We start from the raw sequence: 19,930 nt of genomic DNA on the forward strand, positions 1-19,930 counted from the left end.
CTCATGTCTCATGTTCAATATAACATATGACACCAGGAGGTAATTTGTACCTATTAGGCAAATAATTTATATTTTTTGTCCAATCCTAAAAGTTTTTTATCATTAATAAAACTCAGGTTTCATCTCACGAGTCATTAATTGAGCAATTGCAACACGTGGATCTAATTTATTGAAAATAACCTCATAAACCGTTTCAACAATTGGCATTTCAATCTGTAAAGCTTGTGCCATTTCATATGTCGCTTGACAAGTTCGTACTCCTTCAACGACCATCGTCATACTATCGATCGCCTCTTGAAGATTTGAACCACTTCCGATTTTATATCCAGCCTGCCAGTTTCGGCTATGAACAGACGTACATGTTACGATTAAGTCGCCTAAACCACTTAAACCACTGAATGTTTCTTCTTTTGCTCCAACAGCTGCTCCAAGACGTTTAATCTCAACTAAGCCACGTGTGATTAAAGCGGCTTTCGGATTATCTCCATATCCAAGTCCCGCAATGATTCCAGCAGCAAGTGCAATCACATTTTTAATTGACCCACCAATTTCAACACCGATTAAATCATCGACACGATAAACGCGGAAATATTCATTATTAAACATTTTTTGAATTTCATTTGCTTTATCTGCTACTGTTGCCGCACAAGTAACGGTTGTCAGCGCACGCTCAATCACTTCTTCAGCATGAGAAGGTCCCGATAAGGCAACAAACGCCTCTAAGTAAGTTTGATCAATTTCTTCAGCTACAATTTCAGATACACGCTTATGCGTTCCAGGTTCAATCCCTTTACTTGCATTAATAATCATGACAGCGTGATCTAACTGCTCATTAATCGTTTTTAAGACATCACGAATCACTTTCGTTGGAACAGAAAGTAAAATTATTTGTGCATCTTTTAATGCTTCTGTTAAATTTGTTGTTGCAACTAGTCCAACTGGTAACTGAACATCTGCAAAGAAACGTGAATTACGATGATTTTGATTAATATCATCCACAATTTCTTGATTTAAGTCATATAATTTTACATTATTTTGATTATCACATAAAACTTGTGCTAATGCTGTTCCCCAACTCCCAGCACCCACTACTGTTACATTCTTAGCCATTATAAATCCTCCTCATTAACCTATCATTAATCACGATTTCTTGCAATGATATGAATTGGTGTACCTTCGAATCCAAATGCCTGACGTAAGCAGTTCTCTAAATAACGTTTATATGAGAAGTGTAATAATTCAGGATCATTTACGAAAATAACAAATGTTGGTGGTTGTGTTGAAACTTGTGTCGCATAGTAAACACGTAAACGTTGTCCATTATGAGTTGGCGTTGGATTCATTGCCACTGCATCCATAATGACATCATTTAAGACATGTGTTACGACACGTTTCTTATGGTTTTCAGCCGCTAAATTTAATGGTTCAAATAAAGTATGTAAACGACGTTTTGTTAAAGCAGATAAGAAGACAATTGGGGCATAGTCTAAGAACGCCATGTCAGTACGAATTAAATCTTCCCATTCTTTCATCGTTTTATCAGTTTTCTCAATTGCATCCCATTTATTTACTACAATCACAACTGCTTTTCCAGCTTCATGTGCATATCCTGCCACACGCTTGTCTTGCTCGATTAACCCTTTAGAGGCATCAATTACAATTAAACAAACATCACTTCGATCAATAGCACTTAAGGCACGAAGAACACTATATTTTTCAGTTGTTTCATATACTTTACCACGCTTACGCATACCAGCAGTATCGATAACTACATATTTTTGTCCATCTTTAGTGAACTCTGTATCGATTGCATCACGTGTTGTTCCAGCAATATCACTAACAATAACACGTTCTTCACCAAGAAGCGCATTTGTTAACGAAGATTTCCCAACGTTTGGACGTCCGATTAAACAGAATTTTGTGACATCTTCATCATATTCCATTCCTTTTTTCTCAGGCATGTTTAACACAATTTGATCTAACATGTCCCCAAATCCAATCCCATGAACGGCTGATGTTGCAATTGGATCACCTAAACCTAATGAATAGAATTCATAGATTTGCTCCTTGAAGTTTACGTCATCGACTTTATTAACAACTAAAACCACTGGTTTATTTGTCTTATATAACATATTTGCCACTTCTTGATCCGCTTGCGTGATTCCATCACGAGCATTTGTAACAAATACGATAACATCGGCTTCATCCATTGCGATTTCCGCTTGATGCTTAATTTGTTTCATAAATGGTTCATCACCAATTTCAATACCACCCGTATCAATAACATTGAATTTACGTGTTAACCATTCTCCACTACTGTAAATACGGTCACGAGTAATCCCTGGCTCATCTTCTACGATTGACACACGTGATCCTACGATACGATTAAAAATTGTAGACTTTCCAACGTTTGGACGTCCTACGATTGCTACTACAGGTAATACCATGTTGCCACCTTCTTTCATCTTTACACAAAAATAAGTCGTTAATATTATAGTAGTTTTTGACGGCATTAGTCAAATTTTCAATCATGAATATAAAAAGGGGGAAATTCCCCCTTTTTATAACTGAAACTTGGAATTTATTATAGTAAGTTTTTTAAAGCGTCCCCAAATAAATCCCCTAATGTTTCATTTTCTACTGTTTCTTGTTGTTGCATATATTTATTGAATTCTTCGCGCTCTGCATCTTCTTTAATACGACGAATACTTAATTCTAGTTTAAAATTATTTGGTTCAAAACGAACTACTTTTACGTCAACATCTTGTCCAATTGATAACGCATCTTCTACACGAGAGATACGTTTTTCAGTGATTTGATTCATTGGTAAGAAGCCAACGACATCTTCAGCAACTGCCACGAAAGCACCACGATCATTCGCTGATTCTACTTTCCCAGTGATCACATCTCCAGATTTAAATGTTACTTCTGTCCAAGGATTTGATTTTACTTGACGTAAAGATAATCCTAAGCGATGTTTTTTAGCATCTAATGAAATAATTTTCACTTCAACTTCATCCCCAACAGCAACTAATGACGCTAATTTCACATTAGGATTCCATGAAGTTTCTGTATAATGACATAAACCTTCAATATATGGAGCAACTTTAATAAATGCCCCTAAGTCCGTGATATTCGTCACTTGACCTTTAATTACATCTCCAACGTTATGTCCGAAGGCTACCCATGGATCTTGTTCAACTTTTTTGATTGATAAAGCTAAACGCTGATTTTGGCTATCAATTGAAAGAACACGTACAGATACACGTTTTCCTTCAGATACAATATCTTCAAGCTTCACTTTATGATCCCAAGATAATTCAGAAAGGTGAACTAATCCTTCTACGCCTGGTGCTACCTCAACAAATGCTCCAAAATCCATTAAACGAACAACTTCACCTTCAACAATATCCCCTACCTGATGGGCTGAAACGAATTGTTCAAATGGAGTTGGTAAAATAGCTTTGATTGATAATTGAAGTTTTGTTCCTTCAATTTTAATCACCTTAGCTGTCACTGCTTGATTTACAGCTAACACATCTTCAACTTTTTCTACTGGTAAGTGAGAAATCTCAGAAATATGTACTAATCCTTCTAAAGCCCCAAAGCGAACGAATGCCCCGTATTTTTCAATACGGACAACTGTCCCTTCAACCACTTCTCCAACTGTTAGTGTTGAGAATTGGTCTTCTCGTTGTGCTTTTAATTGCTCAGCCACAACGATTTTGCGAGATACTTTAATTTTTTTATTACGAGCATTGAACTCAACAATACGTACTGAAACGGTTTGTCCTACATATTGTTCTAAATCAGAAACATATGTAACGTCAATCATATTCGCTGGTAAAAAAGCTTCCATTCCGATGTTTACAATTAATCCACCTTTTACAGCGCGTTCAACTTTTGCTTCTAATGTTTCCCCTTTTTCAAACGCTACTTTTAAGTCTTGGAAACGTTGATACTCAAGTAAAGCACGACGAGATAATAAGATTTGCTCATCGTCTACTTTTTTAATCATCGCTTTGATTTTATCTCCAACTTTAATAACTTCTTTAGCTGAATCAACTTTATCTAATGTTAATTCACTTAAATAAATTGTTCCTTCGGTTGCCCCATGGATATCAACAGTTACTTCTTGATTTGTTACACGAACAACTTCACCTTCGATCACATCATTTACTGATGGTAAATCAAAGTTTTCCATTGCTAATACGTCACCCATTGTCATTTCTTCATGGTTGAAACCATCGAATTGTTTCATTACTTTTCCCCACCTTTTACAATATTTATAATTGCATCGATCACTTCATCAATTGTTAAATCTGAAGTATCTACGACTATCGCATCTTCAGCCTTAATTAATGGTGAATGTTTACGTGTTGAATCTAATTCATCACGCGTTTGAATTTCTTGTTTTAAAGTTTCTAAATCGCATGGAATGTTACGTCTTAAATTTTCATCATAACGACGTTGTGCACGAACTTCCACAGAAGCAGTCATAAAGATTTTATAATCTGCATCTGGTAATACGTTTGTCCCAATATCGCGTCCATCCATGACCACATTATCTGTTTTAGCATACTCAATTTGACGACGTTTTAATTCATCACGAACAAATTTATGAGCTGAAACGGCTGAAACATTTTGTGATACAATCGGTTGTCGAATTGCATCCGTCACATCTTCTCCATCTAAGAATACTTTTTTATCATTCGTTAAACGAATACTTGTATCTTGAAGCATTTTTGCAATTGTTTCTTCATCTTCAACATCAATATTTTGATTTAATGCTTTTAGCGTTACTGCACGATACATCGCACCTGTATCAATGTATACATACCCTAACATTTGAGCTACTTTTTGAGCAATTGTGCTTTTTCCTGCTGCTGCTGGTCCATCAATTGCAATTACTTTAGAACGAACCATATTATCACCTCGACTGTAATTATTTTATCACATTATTTCATTTATAAACAACAACAAAATAGGGTTCTCACCCCAATTATTCATAATATTTACAAAAAATAAACTAAACAAAAATCGAATTAAATTCGATTCTGTTTAGTTTAATCAAATTACTTATTTAGATTGTAACACTAAATAGATTATAATCGCTAAAACAACTATTCCTGTCATTAAAATATACATATTTAATGCATTAACTTTATTGTGTTTAATAGGTTGAGTAACGACTTCATCCATCATTGTTGCTTCGTCCACTGCTAATTGTTCTTTCTTTTGTTCAGAATAAAAAACTTCTAAACTTGCTTGCTTATGTTCAACTGCTATTACTTTCTCCGTCTCTAATGATTGAGTATTTTGTTTCAATTGATCAATGGTTTCATTTAAATCTGTTGTTAACGGTTGAATCATCGGTCGCTCAAATTCTTCCCACTCACAATCATCTAAATCAACATCTGAATTAAAGATTAATTCAATATTTTTATTAAAAACATCATCTTGATAATTAGAACTTGATTTTTGCTCATTTTCAATAATTTCACTAAAAATAGAGCTAATACATTCACTATCAGATTGTAACTTTCGTAAACGGCCGTAATCATGTTGAACAAGGGCATCTAAATAATCCAAATCTGCGTCCGCATCAAGTGCTAATTCTTCAAATGAATCTTCAAACAGTGATAAACCAGACGGTTCTAATTTAGCATCGCTTGACTCCTCAACTAATGACTCAACTTGAACAGAAAGTAATTCTTGTTCTAATTGCTCCCATTCACTGAAATCTTCACTTTTAATCATTTGGGTAATTTTTGAATAGGTACGGGCTCCATATTTATCGTGTAACGCATGAATAATGTCATTTGAACGTTGACTTAATTGCGTCGTAAATTCATTTACCTCATCTTGACCAATCGATGAAAACATCTCATTCGCATCTAGAGTTGATGTCATCACCTCATGTAGACGAGAAGAAGGCGTTTCAAGTGGTTCATCTAATTCTGATTCAAAGTTAGATTCAATCGAATGAGATGGCGTTTTATCTTTTTCAGGATGACTAAAGTACAATCTTCGTAATTCAGCATAATCCGCCTTTTGTTCCACCTCACTCACACTCCTTTTTCCTAAACAATTTTTATATCATGCACCGACATTTAATATCGATTTATTTACTATTTTGTAAAAAAAACAAATAAGACTAGGTAATTATATCATAATTTTATTTTATTTAGAGTATTAAATTTGAATTTTTTTGTCTTTTTAGTTTATAATAAGTCATGTAATTCAACTGAATTATACGATATCAAACTATCATTCCTGTGAAGGGGGACAAAACAATGGCTAAATTCACAATTGTTTCAAAAGATGAGTGCATCGCTTGTGGTGCATGTGGTGCTGTAGCTCCAGATGTATTCGGATATGATGATGAAGGATACGCAGAAAACGTATTTTCAGGAGATAACAACACTGGTACTGTTGCAATTGAAGCTAGCTTAGAAGCTGATGTTATTGATGCTGCAGAAGGATGCCCAACTGAAGCAATCAAAGTTCAAGACTCACCTTTTAACTAATATTACCAAATCACACATTATTATGTAGGATTTTTTTATGTTTTATTCAAAAAAAGAGCGATTAGTGATCACTAATCGCTCTTTTTTTAGAATTGACGCATTTTTGTAAAGCGTAATTTCGGTTTTTCTTTTTTATCATTTGCCATCGAAATTAATGTTTTAACTTCATGTGGCGTTAATGGACGGAATTCTCCCGCCGCAAGTCCAGCTACATCAATGTTTCCAAATTGCTCACGACGTAGCTTCTTAACAGGGAATCCAATTGCATCAAACATCTTTTTAACTTGATGGTAGCGGCCTTCATGAATCACTAATCGAACTAATGAGGATTGATTTTTCTTATCCACTGACACTAATTGAGCTGTTGCTGGTTTCGTTTGATATCCATCAATTTTAACTCCACGAGCTAATGGCTTTAAACTTTCTTGTGTCACGATTCCTTTAACACGTGCTAAATAAACTTTATCGATTTCTCCACTTGGATGCATCATTTTATTTGCAAAATCACCATCATTAGTCATTAATAAAACACCTGCTGTATCGTAATCTAAACGACCAACCGGATAAACACGTTCTGATACTTTATCTTGGAAGAAGTCTACAACCGTACGACGATTCTTCTCATCTGATACCGTACTTACAAATCCACGTGGTTTATGTAAAACATAGTAAACTTTTTTCTCACGTTGTAGCGGGATGCCTTCTACTTCGATTTTTTCCTTTCCAGTTACTTTAACACCTAATTCGCGAACTACTTTATCATTAACAGTTACTTTTCCTTCTAAGATTAGTTGCTCTGCCTTACGACGTGATGCAACTCCAGCATGGGCAATAACTTTCTGTAATCGTTCCATGTAAAAAATCCTCCAATCAGAGATGATACTAAATTCGACAAGAATTTGTATTTAACCATCATTTTACCTTTATTATAAGTAAAAATCAATGTTTAATCCAATCGAGGTGTTATTTCATATGTGATTTAACTCTTAAAAGAAAAGTGAGACTGCTAAAATAGCAGCAAAAAATCCGATTAAATCAGCTGTTAACCCTAGTTTAAGGGCATGTTTCATTTCACTTAGTCCCACTGCAGCGAAATAAACCGTAATAATATAAATCGTTGTATCTGTACTTCCTTGCATGATTGAAGCTAAACGACCAACTGTTGAATCTGGACCATAAATAGAGATTAAATCCGTTGTTACACTTAAAGCAGCTGATCCTGAAAGTGGCCTAAGAATCATAAGAGGTAACACATGAGCATCCACATGAATCGCTGTTAAGACAGGATTTAGAAACTGTGCAATGGCATCAACAATCCCTGAGGCAAGAAACACTTTAATCGCTACAATCATTCCAACAATATTCGGAACGAGAGATACTGTCGTTCTCATCCCCTCTTTAGCCCCTTCAACGAAGTGATCAAACGCATTTGTTTTATTAACAAACGCCATCATGAAAACAGAAAGTAAAAATACAGGTAAAACATAGACACTAATCGCTCCCACCGCATCACCTTCTTTCATAGCGCTTAGCAATCGTTTTATCACCAGACGAAGGAATTCGTTTCATTCGACTATAAATGTTATGAATGATTAGCCCACCAATCGTCGTGATTCCTGAAGCAAATAGAATAGGTAAAAACACTTCACTCGGATTAGTTGAATGATACATATGCCTCACCCCAATGATAGTAGTTGGAATAATTGTAAATCCTGCTGTATTCATGACAAGAAGTGTATACATTTCAAAACTAGGTTTGCTTGGATCGGGATTGGTCGCTTGTAATTCTTTCATTGCTTTAAGACCTGTTGGCGTGGCGGCACTTCCTAATCCTAATAAATTACTTACCATATTTGTCGTTAAATATTTTAAAGCTGGATGATCCGCTCGAAGTTTTGGATATAAAAAGCGTGTCACTGGAGCCAATACCTTGCAAAGGACATCAAGCATCTTCGAATGATTAGCCACTTGTAACACGCCCGTCCAAAACACCATAATCCCTGCTAGGTAAATGACTAAATTAATAGCTTCTTGTGCTCCAGATAAAATCGCGTTATTGACTTCACTTGTTGTTCCATAAAAAAAACTATAGATAATACCGACTGTAAAAAGTCCCATCCATATTTTATGTATCATTAGAAGCTCACCGCCCCTGTAAACCAATTCATTAATTTATCAAACCAAGATTGGCTTTCAACTTTTGGTGTAATAGCCTTATAAACAGGAATCTCTTGTTGAATTTCTCCATTAATTAAAACTTGCAGTACCCCAACTTCATTGTCCTTTGCTTTTTTATATAATGATAAATTAGTTGTCACTTTTTCACTTCCATCTTTTTTAACAATCACATTGACCATTTTTTCAACATATAACTTATCACTTAATGTTTGATTCGAGACTTGAATTTCCCCTGGTTCAATAATGGTCTGTACCTGATAATTATCAAATCCATAATTAAATAAATTCATATGATCGTTCCAATCATCGCCTGCTTTTAATGTTACTACAACTAATTCCATATCATCTTTACGTGCAGATGTCACAAGCGTTCGTCTAGCTTGTTTGGTAAACCCTGTTTTTCCCCCAATGGCATACTCATAATAACCAGTTACCAATTTATGTTTATTATGCCAAACATAAGTCATCCCATTTTTAGTAGTTGCCTTATGTGTTTCTGTTCCTGTAATTTCTCTAAAAATTGGATTATTCATCGCATATTGCATGATGAGTGCCATATCTCTAGCCGTCGATAAATTATAAGTGGTCTCATCTAACCCGGAAGGGTTTTGGAATACACTATTTGTCATTCCGATTTCTTTTGCCTTGTCGTTCATCATCTTAACAAAACTTGCTTCATCGCCCCCAACAAATTCCGCAATTGCCATTGCGGCATCATTCCCAGATCGAAGCATGAGACCATATAGTAAATCAATTAGTTTCACTTGATCGCCTAACGTTAAATACAAAGCTGAACCCACTTGGCGTGTGACATTATCAGATATTTCTACCCATTCATCCAGATTTGCATTTTCAATCGCAACAATGGTTGTTAAGATTTTCGTAATACTTGCAATATACATTTGATCATCTGGACACTTTTCATATAACACACGCCCTGTCGATTGTTCCATCAGAATCCCACATTGCGAACTAATCTCCATTGCCGATACCCCGTTCGAATCGTTCGCTAATAAGACAACGAATATCGCAATAGTCAATAGTATTTTAATTTTTTTCATTTTCTGCTCACCTCAGTCCTGTAACTATTACAACTGTATGATGCATGTCCATAAAATATCAGTGAATAAAAACACCTGTTATGACAGATTTTTAAACATCTACACGATTTGTATACGACTTTTAACAAAAAAAGCTACCCCATCTATTGATAAGGTAGCTTTAGCTCTCAATGCTTAATTATATGTTTTTTTCGGTTTTTTACCTTTTTTAAGTTTTGGTTTTGAATCATCAACCACTTCAGCTGCAATTTCTACATCTACTGTATTTTTAGCAGCTTTAGCTTTAGATACTTTTTTACTTTTCGGATCTTTTGGCATACTAAAACCTCCTGTACTTAAAATAGGATACCTTTTTAGTATGTACAAAATGATAATGAGTATTTACTCTTCCTCAGAGAAACTAAATAAGTCTGATTCTTCATCTAAATTAAAGTCTGGTGTAACAAATGGTAACTCTGGCAATTCCTCTAATGTCTTAATACCAAAGTAATCTAAGAAATCGTCCGTCGTTCTAAATAAAATAGGACGTCCTGGTCCTTCCAAACGTCCCGCTTCTTCAATAAGAGAGAACGTTAAAAGCTTTCTTAGAACATTATCACTACTTGCCCCACGAATATTTTCAATTTCATGACGGGTAATTGGTTGACGATAGGCAATAATCGCTAGAACCTCAAGTGCCGCATTCGATAATCCACGTTGATTTGGGTTTTGAATTAAACGTTTTAAATAAATTGCATGATCTTTTTTAGTTGTCATTTTATAGACACCTGCAACTTCAATAATATCAATTCCACTACTAATACTTGCATATCGTTCTCTTAATTCAATCAATAATGATTTAATTTCAACTTCATTTACTTCTAAAACGTATTCTAATTGCTGTGTACTAATCCCTTCATCACCAACAGCAAATAATAACCCTTCTAAAATACCTAAACGTTCTTGTTTAAACAATTTCATCACCTTCTAAACTAGAAATATAAATATCCTCATAATAATTTTGTTGAGAAATACTGATTTGATTTCCTTTTACCAGTTCAAGTAGTGCTAAAAAGGTTACAACGATATATTCTTTATCAAAACGATCAAACAAACTTATAAATGCAACGCGTTTCTTATATTTTAACTGTTGACCTAATGATCGCATTCGTTCTTCTACGGAAATATTTTGTGGTACAATTCTTGTCTTCAATGGTTTGGCTAATTTATGACGACGTAGTAATTTCTCAAAAGCTGAAATTAATTGTTCTACTTGAAGGTTTTGTGGAAGCTTAGCTTCTTGATCAATATAATCAGAAAAATCAATCGGTGGTTTCGTAAAGAACTGTCCACGTTCTTCTTCTAACTCTCGTAACTCTTTCGTCACTTCTTTATACTGTTGATATTCAACTAATCGTTGAATCAAAGCTTCTCTTGAATCCTCTTCATATTCATCTTCTATTTCAACGACCTGTTTCGGTAATAAGCTCTTACTCTTTATCTCAATTAAAGTTGCGGCCATTACTAAATATTCTGACGCAATCTCAAGCTTCAAATCTTCCATGGCATGAATATAATCTAAGTACTGCTGCGTAATCTCGGCAATTTTAATATCATAAATATTTACTTTGGCTTCTTTTAATAAGTGTAAAAGTAAATCAAGTGGCCCTTCAAACGCATCAATTCGTACTTCATAACTCATAACCCACCTACTTCCTACTTAATAACATTTCTTAATTGTAGCGAATTTTTAACATTTGTACAATAAGTCTAAGAAAAAAACATACTTCCTTTTATTGATGTTTAGTTCATGATATCCCTAACTTCTCTATTTATCTCAATAAGCTAAAGAATTGAAAAAAAGTTCCTTCACTATCATACAATCATGAGTGATTAGGAACTTTCCTCTTTTATTCAGGTTGTGATTTTTGTTGTTCTTGCCTTTTATGCGTATTATATCGATAAGGAATTGGATAACGAATGACACTTTTTAATAAAGCTTTAAAGTTAAATGGAATCAGTGGGTATAAATATGGCTTACCGAAACTTTTCATTGTTGCTAAGAAAATTAATCCAACAACAATCGTTCCAATGTACCCCCATAATCCTAAAAGTGCTGTTCCGACAATAATAAATAATTTAAACATTTTATTAGCTAGTCCTAGCTCATAACTTGGTGTAACAAAAGCACCTAAAGCTCCAATAGCTACATAGAATAAAATTTCTGGTCCAAATAATCCTACATCAACAGCCACTTGACCAATTAAAATCGCAGATACGATCCCAAGAGCTGAGGAAATAGCCGTTGGCGTATGTATAGAGGCTAGACGTAAAAACTCCATTCCAATTTCACCTGATATAACTTGAAGAACAATTGGGATATTGCCTTCTTCTTGTGGTCCTATAAAATTCAGAAAATCAGGTAAATATTCTGGATGAAGCACGAATAATAGCCATGTTGGCATTAGGAAGACTGATACAATAATCCCAGCATAACGAATAAGGCGTAAGAAGGTTCCCACAGCAGGAGTTTGACGATACTCCTCCACACTTGTTAAGTGATCGAACAAAGTCACGGGTCCAATCATAACACTTGGTGACGTATCAACAATAATGGCAATCATTCCTTGATATAAATGAGCAGCTACAACATCTGGACGCTCCGTATATCGTACAAGAGGATAAGGATTATAGACTTGACCAGTAATAAATTCTTCTAATTCTTTATCAGTCATCGTTAATCCATCAACTTTAACTTGCTCAATACGATGTTTTACCTCATCAACCATGCTTTGATCTGCAATATCTTCAATATACATTAAAACAACATCTGTTTTCGATTGGTCGCCAACCTTCAAAATAATATTTCGAAGTTTTCCTGTTCGAATACGGCGACGCGTCAGAGCCGTATTGACAATAATATTTTCTGTATAACCATCTCTTGATCCACGAACTGTTTTTTCTGTATCTGGTTCTGAAGGACCACGTCCTGGGTAGCTACGAACATCGACAACAAAAGCTTGAGTTTCTTTATCAACTATAATCGCAACTAATCCACTTAAAACAGAGGTACAAATATCATTGACTTTATCTGTAACCGTGACTTGCTGGTGAACAAGTCGATTATGAATCGTTTGAAAAACGTCATCGTTTGGATGTGGTAAACTATTTAATAACAATAACTGCGTCATTAAATCTACAACTAGTTCTGAATCAACTAACCCTGTTATATAATACAGCTGAATGCGACGTTCCATTACGACAATCTCACGCTGACCAACATCAAAACTTTTTCCGAAGCCTAACTTGTCTTCTAATATCTTTTGAGTCTCATCGATATTTTTCTCGACTGGTACATATGGATCGTAGGCCATATTATCCCACCTTTCCCTTGATAAATCTGTCCTTTATCTCTCATCCTTTTGGTTTGAAAATCAAGGCAACTATAAATGCAAATAAAATGGCGGCTGTAATTCCGGCGGCTGTTAAATCGAACATTCCCATCCCGATTCCAATAAAACCTAACTGTTCTGATTTTTCCATGGCACCGTGAATGACTGAATGTCCAAAACTCATGATTGGAAGCTGAGCTCCAGCTCCAGCAAATTTAATTAATTTATCATATAATCCAAATACATCAAGTGCAGCTCCTACAACAACAAATCCACAAGTAATATGTGCCGGCGTTAACTTAAAATAATCTAATATCAATTGTCCGATTGCACAAATAATACCACCGACAATAAAGGCTTTTATAAATATCATCTCTATAATCGCTTCTTTCTTATTAAAATTATCTTTAATCTTTTACTTAATCTGCAGCACATAAAGCAACAGCATGTGCAATACATGGAATTGTTTCTTTTTGCTGTAAAATTATTGGATTTAATAAAGCACCAGTTGCAACAACTAATACACGTTTTAGTTTTTTCTCTTCTAATAATTTTTTAATATGCCCATAAGTTACAACCGCACAGCAGCCACAACCGCTACCACCAGCAAATACGGGTTGGTCTTCAGAGAAAATTAACTTTCCGCAATCATTATGTTGTTGACTAATGTCGTATCCTTCACCTTTTAATATATCAATTAGAATTGGGCTTCCACACGTTGCTAAATCACCTGTTAAAATGAGGTCATAATAAGAAGGTTGAAGTCCTAAATCTTGAAAATGTTGTTTGATGGTTTGAGCCGCGGCTGGTGCCATCGCTGATCCCATATCATTTGCGTCATTTTGTGCAGCATCAACGATAATTCCAACGGTTCCAGATTCAATACGAATTTTAGTTTTTTTATGACTTACTAACGCAACACCTGAACCAGTTACGGTATACTGAGCTGTATCCGGTTTAGGGCCACCGTATTCTGTTGGATTACGATACTGACGCTCTGCTGATGAATTATGGCTACTTGTTGCTGCTAATGCAATTTTAGCATTATCACTATCAACAAAAATGGAACTTAATAATAAAGACTCCATTGATGTTGAACACGCTCCATAAATCCCAAAAAACGGAATATTCGTTTCTCTAAAGACATAGTGTGTTGGAACAATTTGATTCACAAGATCTCCAGCAAATGAAACAGATATATCACTTTCTTTAATTTTTGCTTTATTAATGACTTTTTGAATAGCACTTCTCATTAATTGTGATTCCGCTTGTTCCCATGATTTTTGACCACAGTAAGGTTCATCGTATAAAATATCAAAATCATCTTTTAATGGTCCCTGTGACTCTAATGGACCAACTGCCGTTGCCGTCTCTAGTAAATAGACGTTATTATTAAATTTCCATGATTGACTTCCAACTTTCATCGCTACCATCCTTTTCTTATGAAATTCATTGATTAATCATCATCGGATAATTAGAAGCCCCACTACCCTCATCATCTCCTCAAACTCTTTAAGTTGAGGGAAAATATTAAACTCTACTAAACAATAGCGAATAATTCCAAACACATAAGCAGAAACAACAGCAAACACAATAACAGCCCCTGCTAGCTTAAAGAGGTTCGTTGCAATTCCAAGGACCACTCCTTCACTTCTACTTTCTAACGCCGCTGAAGTTAATGAGTTCGCAAATCCACTGATTGGCACGAAAGCTCCTGCTTTTGCAATTTGGCCAAACTCATCATAAACACCTAAACCGGTTAAGATAGTTGTAATTAAAATAACAGTGACTAACGCAAGTGTACTAGCAGTCTCTCGAACAAACCCAAACCAATGAATATACATTTCGATCAGCAATTGACCACCCAAGCAGATTAGGCCACCAAAGAAAAATGAAACAGCAGCATTTTTCACATAATTGGGTTTTACTTCATGATTTTTTATGACTTCTTCATATTTTTTCGTTTTCACGTCTTGTCACCACTCCTCAAAAATGAACTCTACACTTTAATATAACTTTTTTTCTAGAAATTATTAGCTAGTCACTCAAATTTCCTTATAAATTAACATTTCATATAAATAATTAATAAAATAATAAAAAAAGATTGTTATCATTCGATAACAATCAAAAAATAATCAAACAAACTCATTTTTTGAAACATAGACACCTTCTTTTGGTCATGCGTGACAATAATAGATAAACTTAAAATTAACATTGATGACAGGTATATACGAATAAAAACAAAAAAAGAGCGTATCGCTCTATGACTATAAAACTTCAGTCATTTTGAGACACGCTCTTTTTAGGTCGTCATTTTTTCTTTTAATTCCTTTAGAATCTTCTTCTCCAAACGAGAAACAGCTACTTGATTAATTTCTAAGCGTTTTGCCACTTCAGATTGCGTATATCCTAAATCAAAGCGTAAATAAATTAGCATTTTCTCGATTGGATCTAAACTTGAGACTAATTGTTTTAACACAATCTTTTGCTCAAGTTGCATCCCTTCTTGATGATTTGGAATTCGCTCAATCAGTGGCATATCTTCTTTTTCATAATTATCTAAAGAAGCCACATTCATTGGAGCATTTAATGCCAAAATGATTTGCTCTTCTGTTAATTCTGTTGCTTCTGCGAGTTCTTTAATCGTAGGCTCTCGTTCTAATGACTTATTTAATTGATCTTTGACTTCTTGAATTTTATGAATATTACTTTTAATGCTACGGCTAATCTTAATCGGACTCTGTTCACGAATAAAGGCTTTAATTTCTCCAATAATTAGAGGAATCGCATAAGTAGATAATGTCGTATCATAAGAAGCATCGAACTGAATAATTGCCTTTAATAAGCCCATACATCCAATTTGAAATAAATCATCTTTCTCAACTTCTAAATGACCAAATTTATGAACAACCGACCAAACTAAATCCATATGATTCTTAACTAATATTAACTTTGCTTCTTCATCACCACTTTGAGCCTTTTTAATCAGCTCTTGAATTTCTTTTTTATTCATCTAACCATCCCTCATGCCTTGTCATTTAAGTATCATGTTTGTCATGTTACTTCGTTGATGAATCTACTGGTAAAAATTCTTTTTCAAATGAAATGGTTGTTCCTATTCCTAGAACTGATTTAACTTCAAATTGATCACTAAATGACTCCATGATCATAAATCCAAGTCCACTACGTTCCTCTTCTTGTTTCGTTGTATAAAGAGGCTGTTTAGCTAATTCGATATTTTCAATCCCTTTTCCAAAATCTTGGATTGTCACACGCAAGCGTCGTCCCTCAAGACTTGCTTTCATATCGATGATTCCATTTTCATTATCTTCATAGCCATGAATAATGGCATTCGTAACGCCTTCTGAGACAATCGTTTTAATTTCATTTAATTCTTGTGCATTTGGATCAAGCGGTGCAATAAAGCCAATAATGACAAGTCTTGCAAAACTTTCATTAATACTTTTTGCAGGAAATTGTAAATGCATTTCATTATTCATATTATGCAATCCCCCTAATTACAGACTCGAGATGCGAGTCATCATTAATTACTTTAATAATTTGTGAAAGTCCTGATAATTCAAACACTTTCGCGACTAATGGTTTCATACCAATAACCATGACCGATCCATTGACAGCTTTTAATTGATTATATCGTCCTAAAATAATCCCAATTCCTGAACTATCCATAAAGTCCAAATGTTTAAGGTTAAAAACGATATGTTTAATCTGTGATTCACTCATCACAGTATTAAGTCGGCTACGTAATTGATCAGATGTATGATGATCTAACTCTCCATTTAAATTCACATATAACACTTGATTTTCAACATAAAGTGAGACAGTTATACTCATAATAATCCCCTTCCCGTGTCAGATTGATTTCATTTTAAATGAAAGTTTGAGTTTATATGTCATTTTCGACAATTATAGTGTTTTTATTTTTTTATACGTAAATAAAGAAAGATTAAAATCACGACTCTATTTGTCTTAAAATTAAAAAAAAAGAGGAAAATGCATAAAACATGTTATGCATTTTCCCCGAATAAGATTTGTGACACTATATATCCTAAAAGTCCAATAAAACTATTTTTCTCTACTGGTTCTTTAACGGTTAGTGGAATTTCCTTATATGCTTTTCCGTTGTAGTAGTAAGTTAATATTCCAACTTGGTCACCCGGTTGAATCGGTAATTTAATTTCTTCATTTAAACTTAAATCATATTTTGATTCTTGTTCAGCATCTGTTTTCTTTTTAAGCACTGTTACTGGTTCAGATGTAACAATTTCAAAACTACGATTTTTAGCCAGCATATTATAACCATTTGAAACAACTTTTTGGCCTTCAAGTTTTTGTACAAGTTCATATTGTCCATAAGCATACTCAATTAGGCGAGTCACCTCTTGATTACGAATATCGGATTTACTTGCCCCCATTACAACAGCAATAACGCGCATCTCTCCACGGTTCGCTGTCGCCGTCAAACAGTAACCTGCTTCTTGCGTGTATCCTGTTTTTAGGCCATCTACACCATCTACATATTTTAGAAGCTTATTCGTATTAACAAGCCAAAATGGTGATTCTGTATCTTGACGAATATAATCTTCATAAAGTCCAGAGAATTCTATAATTTCAGGATAATCTTGTACTAAATGACGACCAATAATCGACATATCATAAGGAGTTGTCAAATGGCCTTCTTCTGTTAATCCTGTTGGATTTTTAAAGACTGTATCATTCATTCCTAACTCTTTGGCCTTTGCATTCATTTTTTCTACAAAGGCTTCTTCCGTACCCGCTACACGTTCCGCTAGCGCAGTCACTGCATCATTAGCTGAAGCAATAGCAATACTTTTAAACAAATCCCGCACTTGCATTTCTTCACCTGGTTTTAAATAGATTTGTGATCCACCTAAACTCGCTGCATGTTCACTTACGCGAATCACTTCATCCCATTGCATTGATCCATTATTAATTGCTTCAAGAATTAAGTACATTGACATCATTTTCGTCATACTAGCTGGAGCAAGTTGTTCATGTGAATTTTTTTCGTACAAAATTTCTCCGGTTTCCGCTTCGATTAGAATGGCTGCTTTTCCATCCGTCACTAAGTCATCAGCTTGAACGATGGTCACATGAATAAAACAACTAACGATAAAACATGTAACTAGACTAATTAACACTTTTCTTATTTTCATTTTTGCACCTCTTTTTCTACCTGCAGCGTTACTACACATGTATGAAAAGAGGAATTAAAATATGCAGTGTCTCTAGGAAGGCCGCTAATTTTTATTTTGTAACTTATGAAGAGATTAGCGGATAAAATAGAAAAACGAGGAACACTCACTCAATTTGTTTAAGTCCGTTGAATAACTGAATTAAATAGAAAAAGGAGTCGATAAGCTTTCGACTCCTTTAAAACGAGATGAAAAAAACAAAAATAAACACACCTATTTTGTCAAACTAAAATTAGATTAACCTAGGCAATAATATCATAAATTAAAGTAGGTGAACAAACTGAAGATGAAGAAATCTCATAAGCTTTTTTAATGTATTCAATAGCTTCTTGGGAATCTGCTTGATTTGTATGAACATAAGCTAAGACATCACCTTGATTGATGGCTTCCCCAACTTTTTTATTTAATACTACACCAACACCCATATCAATGGTATCTTCTTTTGTCGCACGACCTGCTCCTAATTTCATAGCAGCAATTCCAATTGACAATGCGTCAATCTTCTCAACATATCCAGCTTCTGTTGCAGTGACTGGGATAACAGAAGACGCCGTTGGTAATAATTCAGGATTTTCAATTTGAGAAGTATCTCCACCTTGTGCCGCAACAAACTCTTTAAACTTTTGTAAAGCTTCACCATTTTGTAATTTTTCTTTTAGTTGCGCATAAGCTTGCTCAGTATTAGCAGCTTTTTTGGCTAACACAACCATGTGACTGGCTAATTGTAAAACAAGCTCTTCTAAGTCTTTAGGACCATTTCCACTTAAGGTCTCAATCGCCTCTTTAACTTCAAGGGCATTTCCAATGGCAAATCCTAATGGTTGATTCATATCTGTTAAAAAGGCAACTGTTTCACGACCTGCATCACGTCCAATTTCAACCATTGCAGTGGCTAATTCTTTTGCATCATCTAATGTTTTCATGAAGGCCCCTGCTCCAAACTTAACATCTAAGACAATCGCATCTGCACCCGCTGCAATTTTCTTACTCATAATTGAAGAAGCAATTAAAGGAATTGACTCAACAGTTCCAGTTACATCACGAAGAGCATATAAATATTTATCAGCTGGGGCTAAATTTCCTGTTTGACCAATAATCGCTAACTTAATATCATTGACTTGCTGAATAAACTGATCCATCTCAATTTCAATTTTCATTCCTGAGATTGATTCAAGTTTATCAAGTGTCCCACCAGTATGACCTAAACCACGACCACTCATTTTCGCAACAGGTACGCCCATTGATGCAACAAGAGGACCTAAGATTAAAGACGTTTTATCTCCAACACCTCCTGTTGAATGTTTATCAACTTTAACTCCTTCAATAGCTGATAAATCAACAACATCTCCACTATTAACCATTGCTTGAGTTAATGCTAAACGTTCTGCTTTCGTCATATCATTAAAAACAATAGCCATTAATAAAGCTGACATCTGATAATCCGGAATCTCTTTGTTTGTATATCCATTAATAATCCATTCAATTTCAGCGGTTGTTAACTCAATATTATGTCTCTTCTTAGAAATTAAATCTACCATTCTCATTATTATCAC

22 protein-coding genes are annotated in these 19,930 nt (G+C 34.7%); 1 reads left to right on the plus strand and 21 read right to left on the minus strand.

What is annotated here, in order from left to right:
• Positions 1 to 102 precede the first annotated feature (102 nt).
• From NEH75_RS06780 to NEH75_RS06800, 5 genes are all read right to left on the minus strand, one after another.
• Positions 103 to 1,110 (minus strand): NAD(P)H-dependent glycerol-3-phosphate dehydrogenase, encoded by a 1,008-nt coding sequence (locus NEH75_RS06780; RefSeq protein WP_055305519.1) that lies wholly within the window; start codon positions 1,108 to 1,110, stop codon positions 103 to 105.
• Between the two features lie 26 nt (positions 1,111 to 1,136).
• Positions 1,137 to 2,447 (minus strand): ribosome biogenesis GTPase Der, encoded by a 1,311-nt coding sequence (gene der, locus NEH75_RS06785; RefSeq protein ID WP_055274792.1) that lies wholly within the window; start codon positions 2,445 to 2,447, stop codon positions 1,137 to 1,139.
• Between the two features lie 137 nt (positions 2,448 to 2,584).
• The gene (locus tag NEH75_RS06790; RefSeq protein WP_055305518.1) at positions 2,585 to 4,261 is read right to left on the minus strand and encodes a S1 RNA-binding domain-containing protein; all 1,677 of its coding nucleotides are present in this window, start codon (positions 4,259 to 4,261) and stop codon (positions 2,585 to 2,587) included.
• On the minus strand, positions 4,261 to 4,926 hold the full coding sequence (gene cmk, locus NEH75_RS06795; protein WP_055242051.1) for a (d)CMP kinase: 666 nt from the start codon (positions 4,924 to 4,926) through the stop codon (positions 4,261 to 4,263). Before cmk ends, NEH75_RS06790 begins: the two co-directional genes overlap by 1 nt.
• A 153-nt stretch (positions 4,927 to 5,079) precedes the next feature.
• Positions 5,080 to 6,063 carry a hypothetical protein gene (locus tag NEH75_RS06800; protein ID WP_055305517.1) on the minus strand — a complete coding sequence of 328 codons (984 nt, stop codon included), beginning with the start codon at positions 6,061 to 6,063 and terminating at the stop codon, positions 5,080 to 5,082.
• Positions 6,064 to 6,296: 233 nt separating this feature from the next.
• Between NEH75_RS06800 and NEH75_RS06805 the strand changes: the two genes are divergently transcribed.
• Positions 6,297 to 6,530, plus strand: coding sequence for a ferredoxin (locus NEH75_RS06805; protein ID WP_055242048.1), 234 nt, complete (start codon positions 6,297 to 6,299; stop codon positions 6,528 to 6,530).
• Between the two features lie 86 nt (positions 6,531 to 6,616).
• Here NEH75_RS06805 and NEH75_RS06810 read toward each other — a convergent pair whose 3' ends face one another.
• The 16 genes from NEH75_RS06810 to NEH75_RS06885 all read right to left on the minus strand — a co-directional run bounded on the left by NEH75_RS06810 (position 6,617) and on the right by NEH75_RS06885 (position 19,921).
• Complete coding sequence (locus NEH75_RS06810; protein WP_055305516.1) at positions 6,617 to 7,384, minus strand: pseudouridine synthase; 768 nt, start codon at positions 7,382 to 7,384, stop codon at positions 6,617 to 6,619.
• Positions 7,385 to 7,516: 132 nt separating this feature from the next.
• The gene (locus NEH75_RS06815; RefSeq protein WP_082411177.1) at positions 7,517 to 8,035 is read right to left on the minus strand and encodes a spore maturation protein; all 519 of its coding nucleotides are present in this window, start codon (positions 8,033 to 8,035) and stop codon (positions 7,517 to 7,519) included.
• A gap of 4 nt (positions 8,036 to 8,039) precedes the next feature.
• Entirely contained in the window at positions 8,040 to 8,666 is a 627-nt protein-coding gene (locus NEH75_RS06820) for a nucleoside recognition domain-containing protein (RefSeq protein ID WP_055274782.1), read from the minus strand.
• Positions 8,666 to 9,769 (minus strand): D-alanyl-D-alanine carboxypeptidase family protein, encoded by a 1,104-nt coding sequence (locus tag NEH75_RS06825; protein WP_055305515.1) that lies wholly within the window; start codon positions 9,767 to 9,769, stop codon positions 8,666 to 8,668. Before NEH75_RS06825 ends, NEH75_RS06820 begins: the two co-directional genes overlap by 1 nt.
• Positions 9,770 to 9,943: 174 nt before the next feature.
• Positions 9,944 to 10,087: a hypothetical protein gene (locus tag NEH75_RS06830; protein WP_156344111.1), complete on the minus strand. Its 144-nt coding sequence runs from the start codon at positions 10,085 to 10,087 to the stop codon at positions 9,944 to 9,946.
• Between the two features lie 63 nt (positions 10,088 to 10,150).
• On the minus strand, positions 10,151 to 10,723 hold the full coding sequence (gene scpB, locus NEH75_RS06835; protein WP_082411166.1) for an SMC-Scp complex subunit ScpB: 573 nt from the start codon (positions 10,721 to 10,723) through the stop codon (positions 10,151 to 10,153).
• Entirely contained in the window at positions 10,716 to 11,450 is a 735-nt protein-coding gene (locus NEH75_RS06840; RefSeq protein ID WP_055242037.1) for a segregation/condensation protein A, read from the minus strand. Before NEH75_RS06840 ends, scpB begins: the two co-directional genes overlap by 8 nt.
• A 208-nt stretch (positions 11,451 to 11,658) precedes the next feature.
• Positions 11,659 to 13,122 carry a spore germination protein gene (locus NEH75_RS06845; RefSeq protein ID WP_055305514.1) on the minus strand — a complete coding sequence of 488 codons (1,464 nt, stop codon included), beginning with the start codon at positions 13,120 to 13,122 and terminating at the stop codon, positions 11,659 to 11,661.
• Positions 13,123 to 13,162: 40 nt separating this feature from the next.
• A complete protein-coding gene (gene spoVAE, locus NEH75_RS06850) occupies positions 13,163 to 13,513 on the minus strand; it encodes a stage V sporulation protein AE (protein WP_055274776.1) in 351 nt (116 codons plus the stop codon).
• Between the two features lie 46 nt (positions 13,514 to 13,559).
• A complete protein-coding gene (spoVAD, locus tag NEH75_RS06855) occupies positions 13,560 to 14,564 on the minus strand; it encodes a stage V sporulation protein AD (RefSeq protein ID WP_055305513.1) in 1,005 nt (334 codons plus the stop codon).
• A gap of 39 nt (positions 14,565 to 14,603) precedes the next feature.
• The gene (spoVAC, locus tag NEH75_RS06860) at positions 14,604 to 15,110 is read right to left on the minus strand and encodes a stage V sporulation protein AC (protein WP_055305512.1); all 507 of its coding nucleotides are present in this window, start codon (positions 15,108 to 15,110) and stop codon (positions 14,604 to 14,606) included.
• A gap of 332 nt (positions 15,111 to 15,442) precedes the next feature.
• Positions 15,443 to 16,153 carry a sigma-70 family RNA polymerase sigma factor gene (locus NEH75_RS06865; RefSeq protein WP_055242027.1) on the minus strand — a complete coding sequence of 237 codons (711 nt, stop codon included), beginning with the start codon at positions 16,151 to 16,153 and terminating at the stop codon, positions 15,443 to 15,445.
• A 46-nt stretch (positions 16,154 to 16,199) separates the two neighbouring features.
• A complete protein-coding gene (spoIIAB, locus tag NEH75_RS06870; protein WP_055242025.1) occupies positions 16,200 to 16,640 on the minus strand; it encodes an anti-sigma F factor in 441 nt (146 codons plus the stop codon).
• 1 nt (position 16,641) lies between these two features.
• Positions 16,642 to 16,995, minus strand: a complete 354-nt coding sequence (spoIIAA, locus tag NEH75_RS06875) for an anti-sigma F factor antagonist (protein WP_055242024.1) — start codon at positions 16,993 to 16,995, stop codon at positions 16,642 to 16,644.
• A gap of 173 nt (positions 16,996 to 17,168) precedes the next feature.
• Positions 17,169 to 18,338 (minus strand): D-alanyl-D-alanine carboxypeptidase family protein, encoded by a 1,170-nt coding sequence (locus NEH75_RS06880; RefSeq protein WP_055274772.1) that lies wholly within the window; start codon positions 18,336 to 18,338, stop codon positions 17,169 to 17,171.
• A 281-nt stretch (positions 18,339 to 18,619) separates the two neighbouring features.
• Positions 18,620 to 19,921, minus strand: a complete 1,302-nt coding sequence (locus tag NEH75_RS06885) for a pyrimidine-nucleoside phosphorylase (protein ID WP_055242020.1) — start codon at positions 19,919 to 19,921, stop codon at positions 18,620 to 18,622.
• Between the last annotated feature and the right edge of the window lie 9 nt (positions 19,922 to 19,930).

Source organism: Turicibacter sp. T129, from assembly GCF_025594975.1.
Lineage (GTDB): Bacteria > Bacillota_I > Bacilli_A > MOL361 > Turicibacteraceae > Turicibacter > Turicibacter bilis.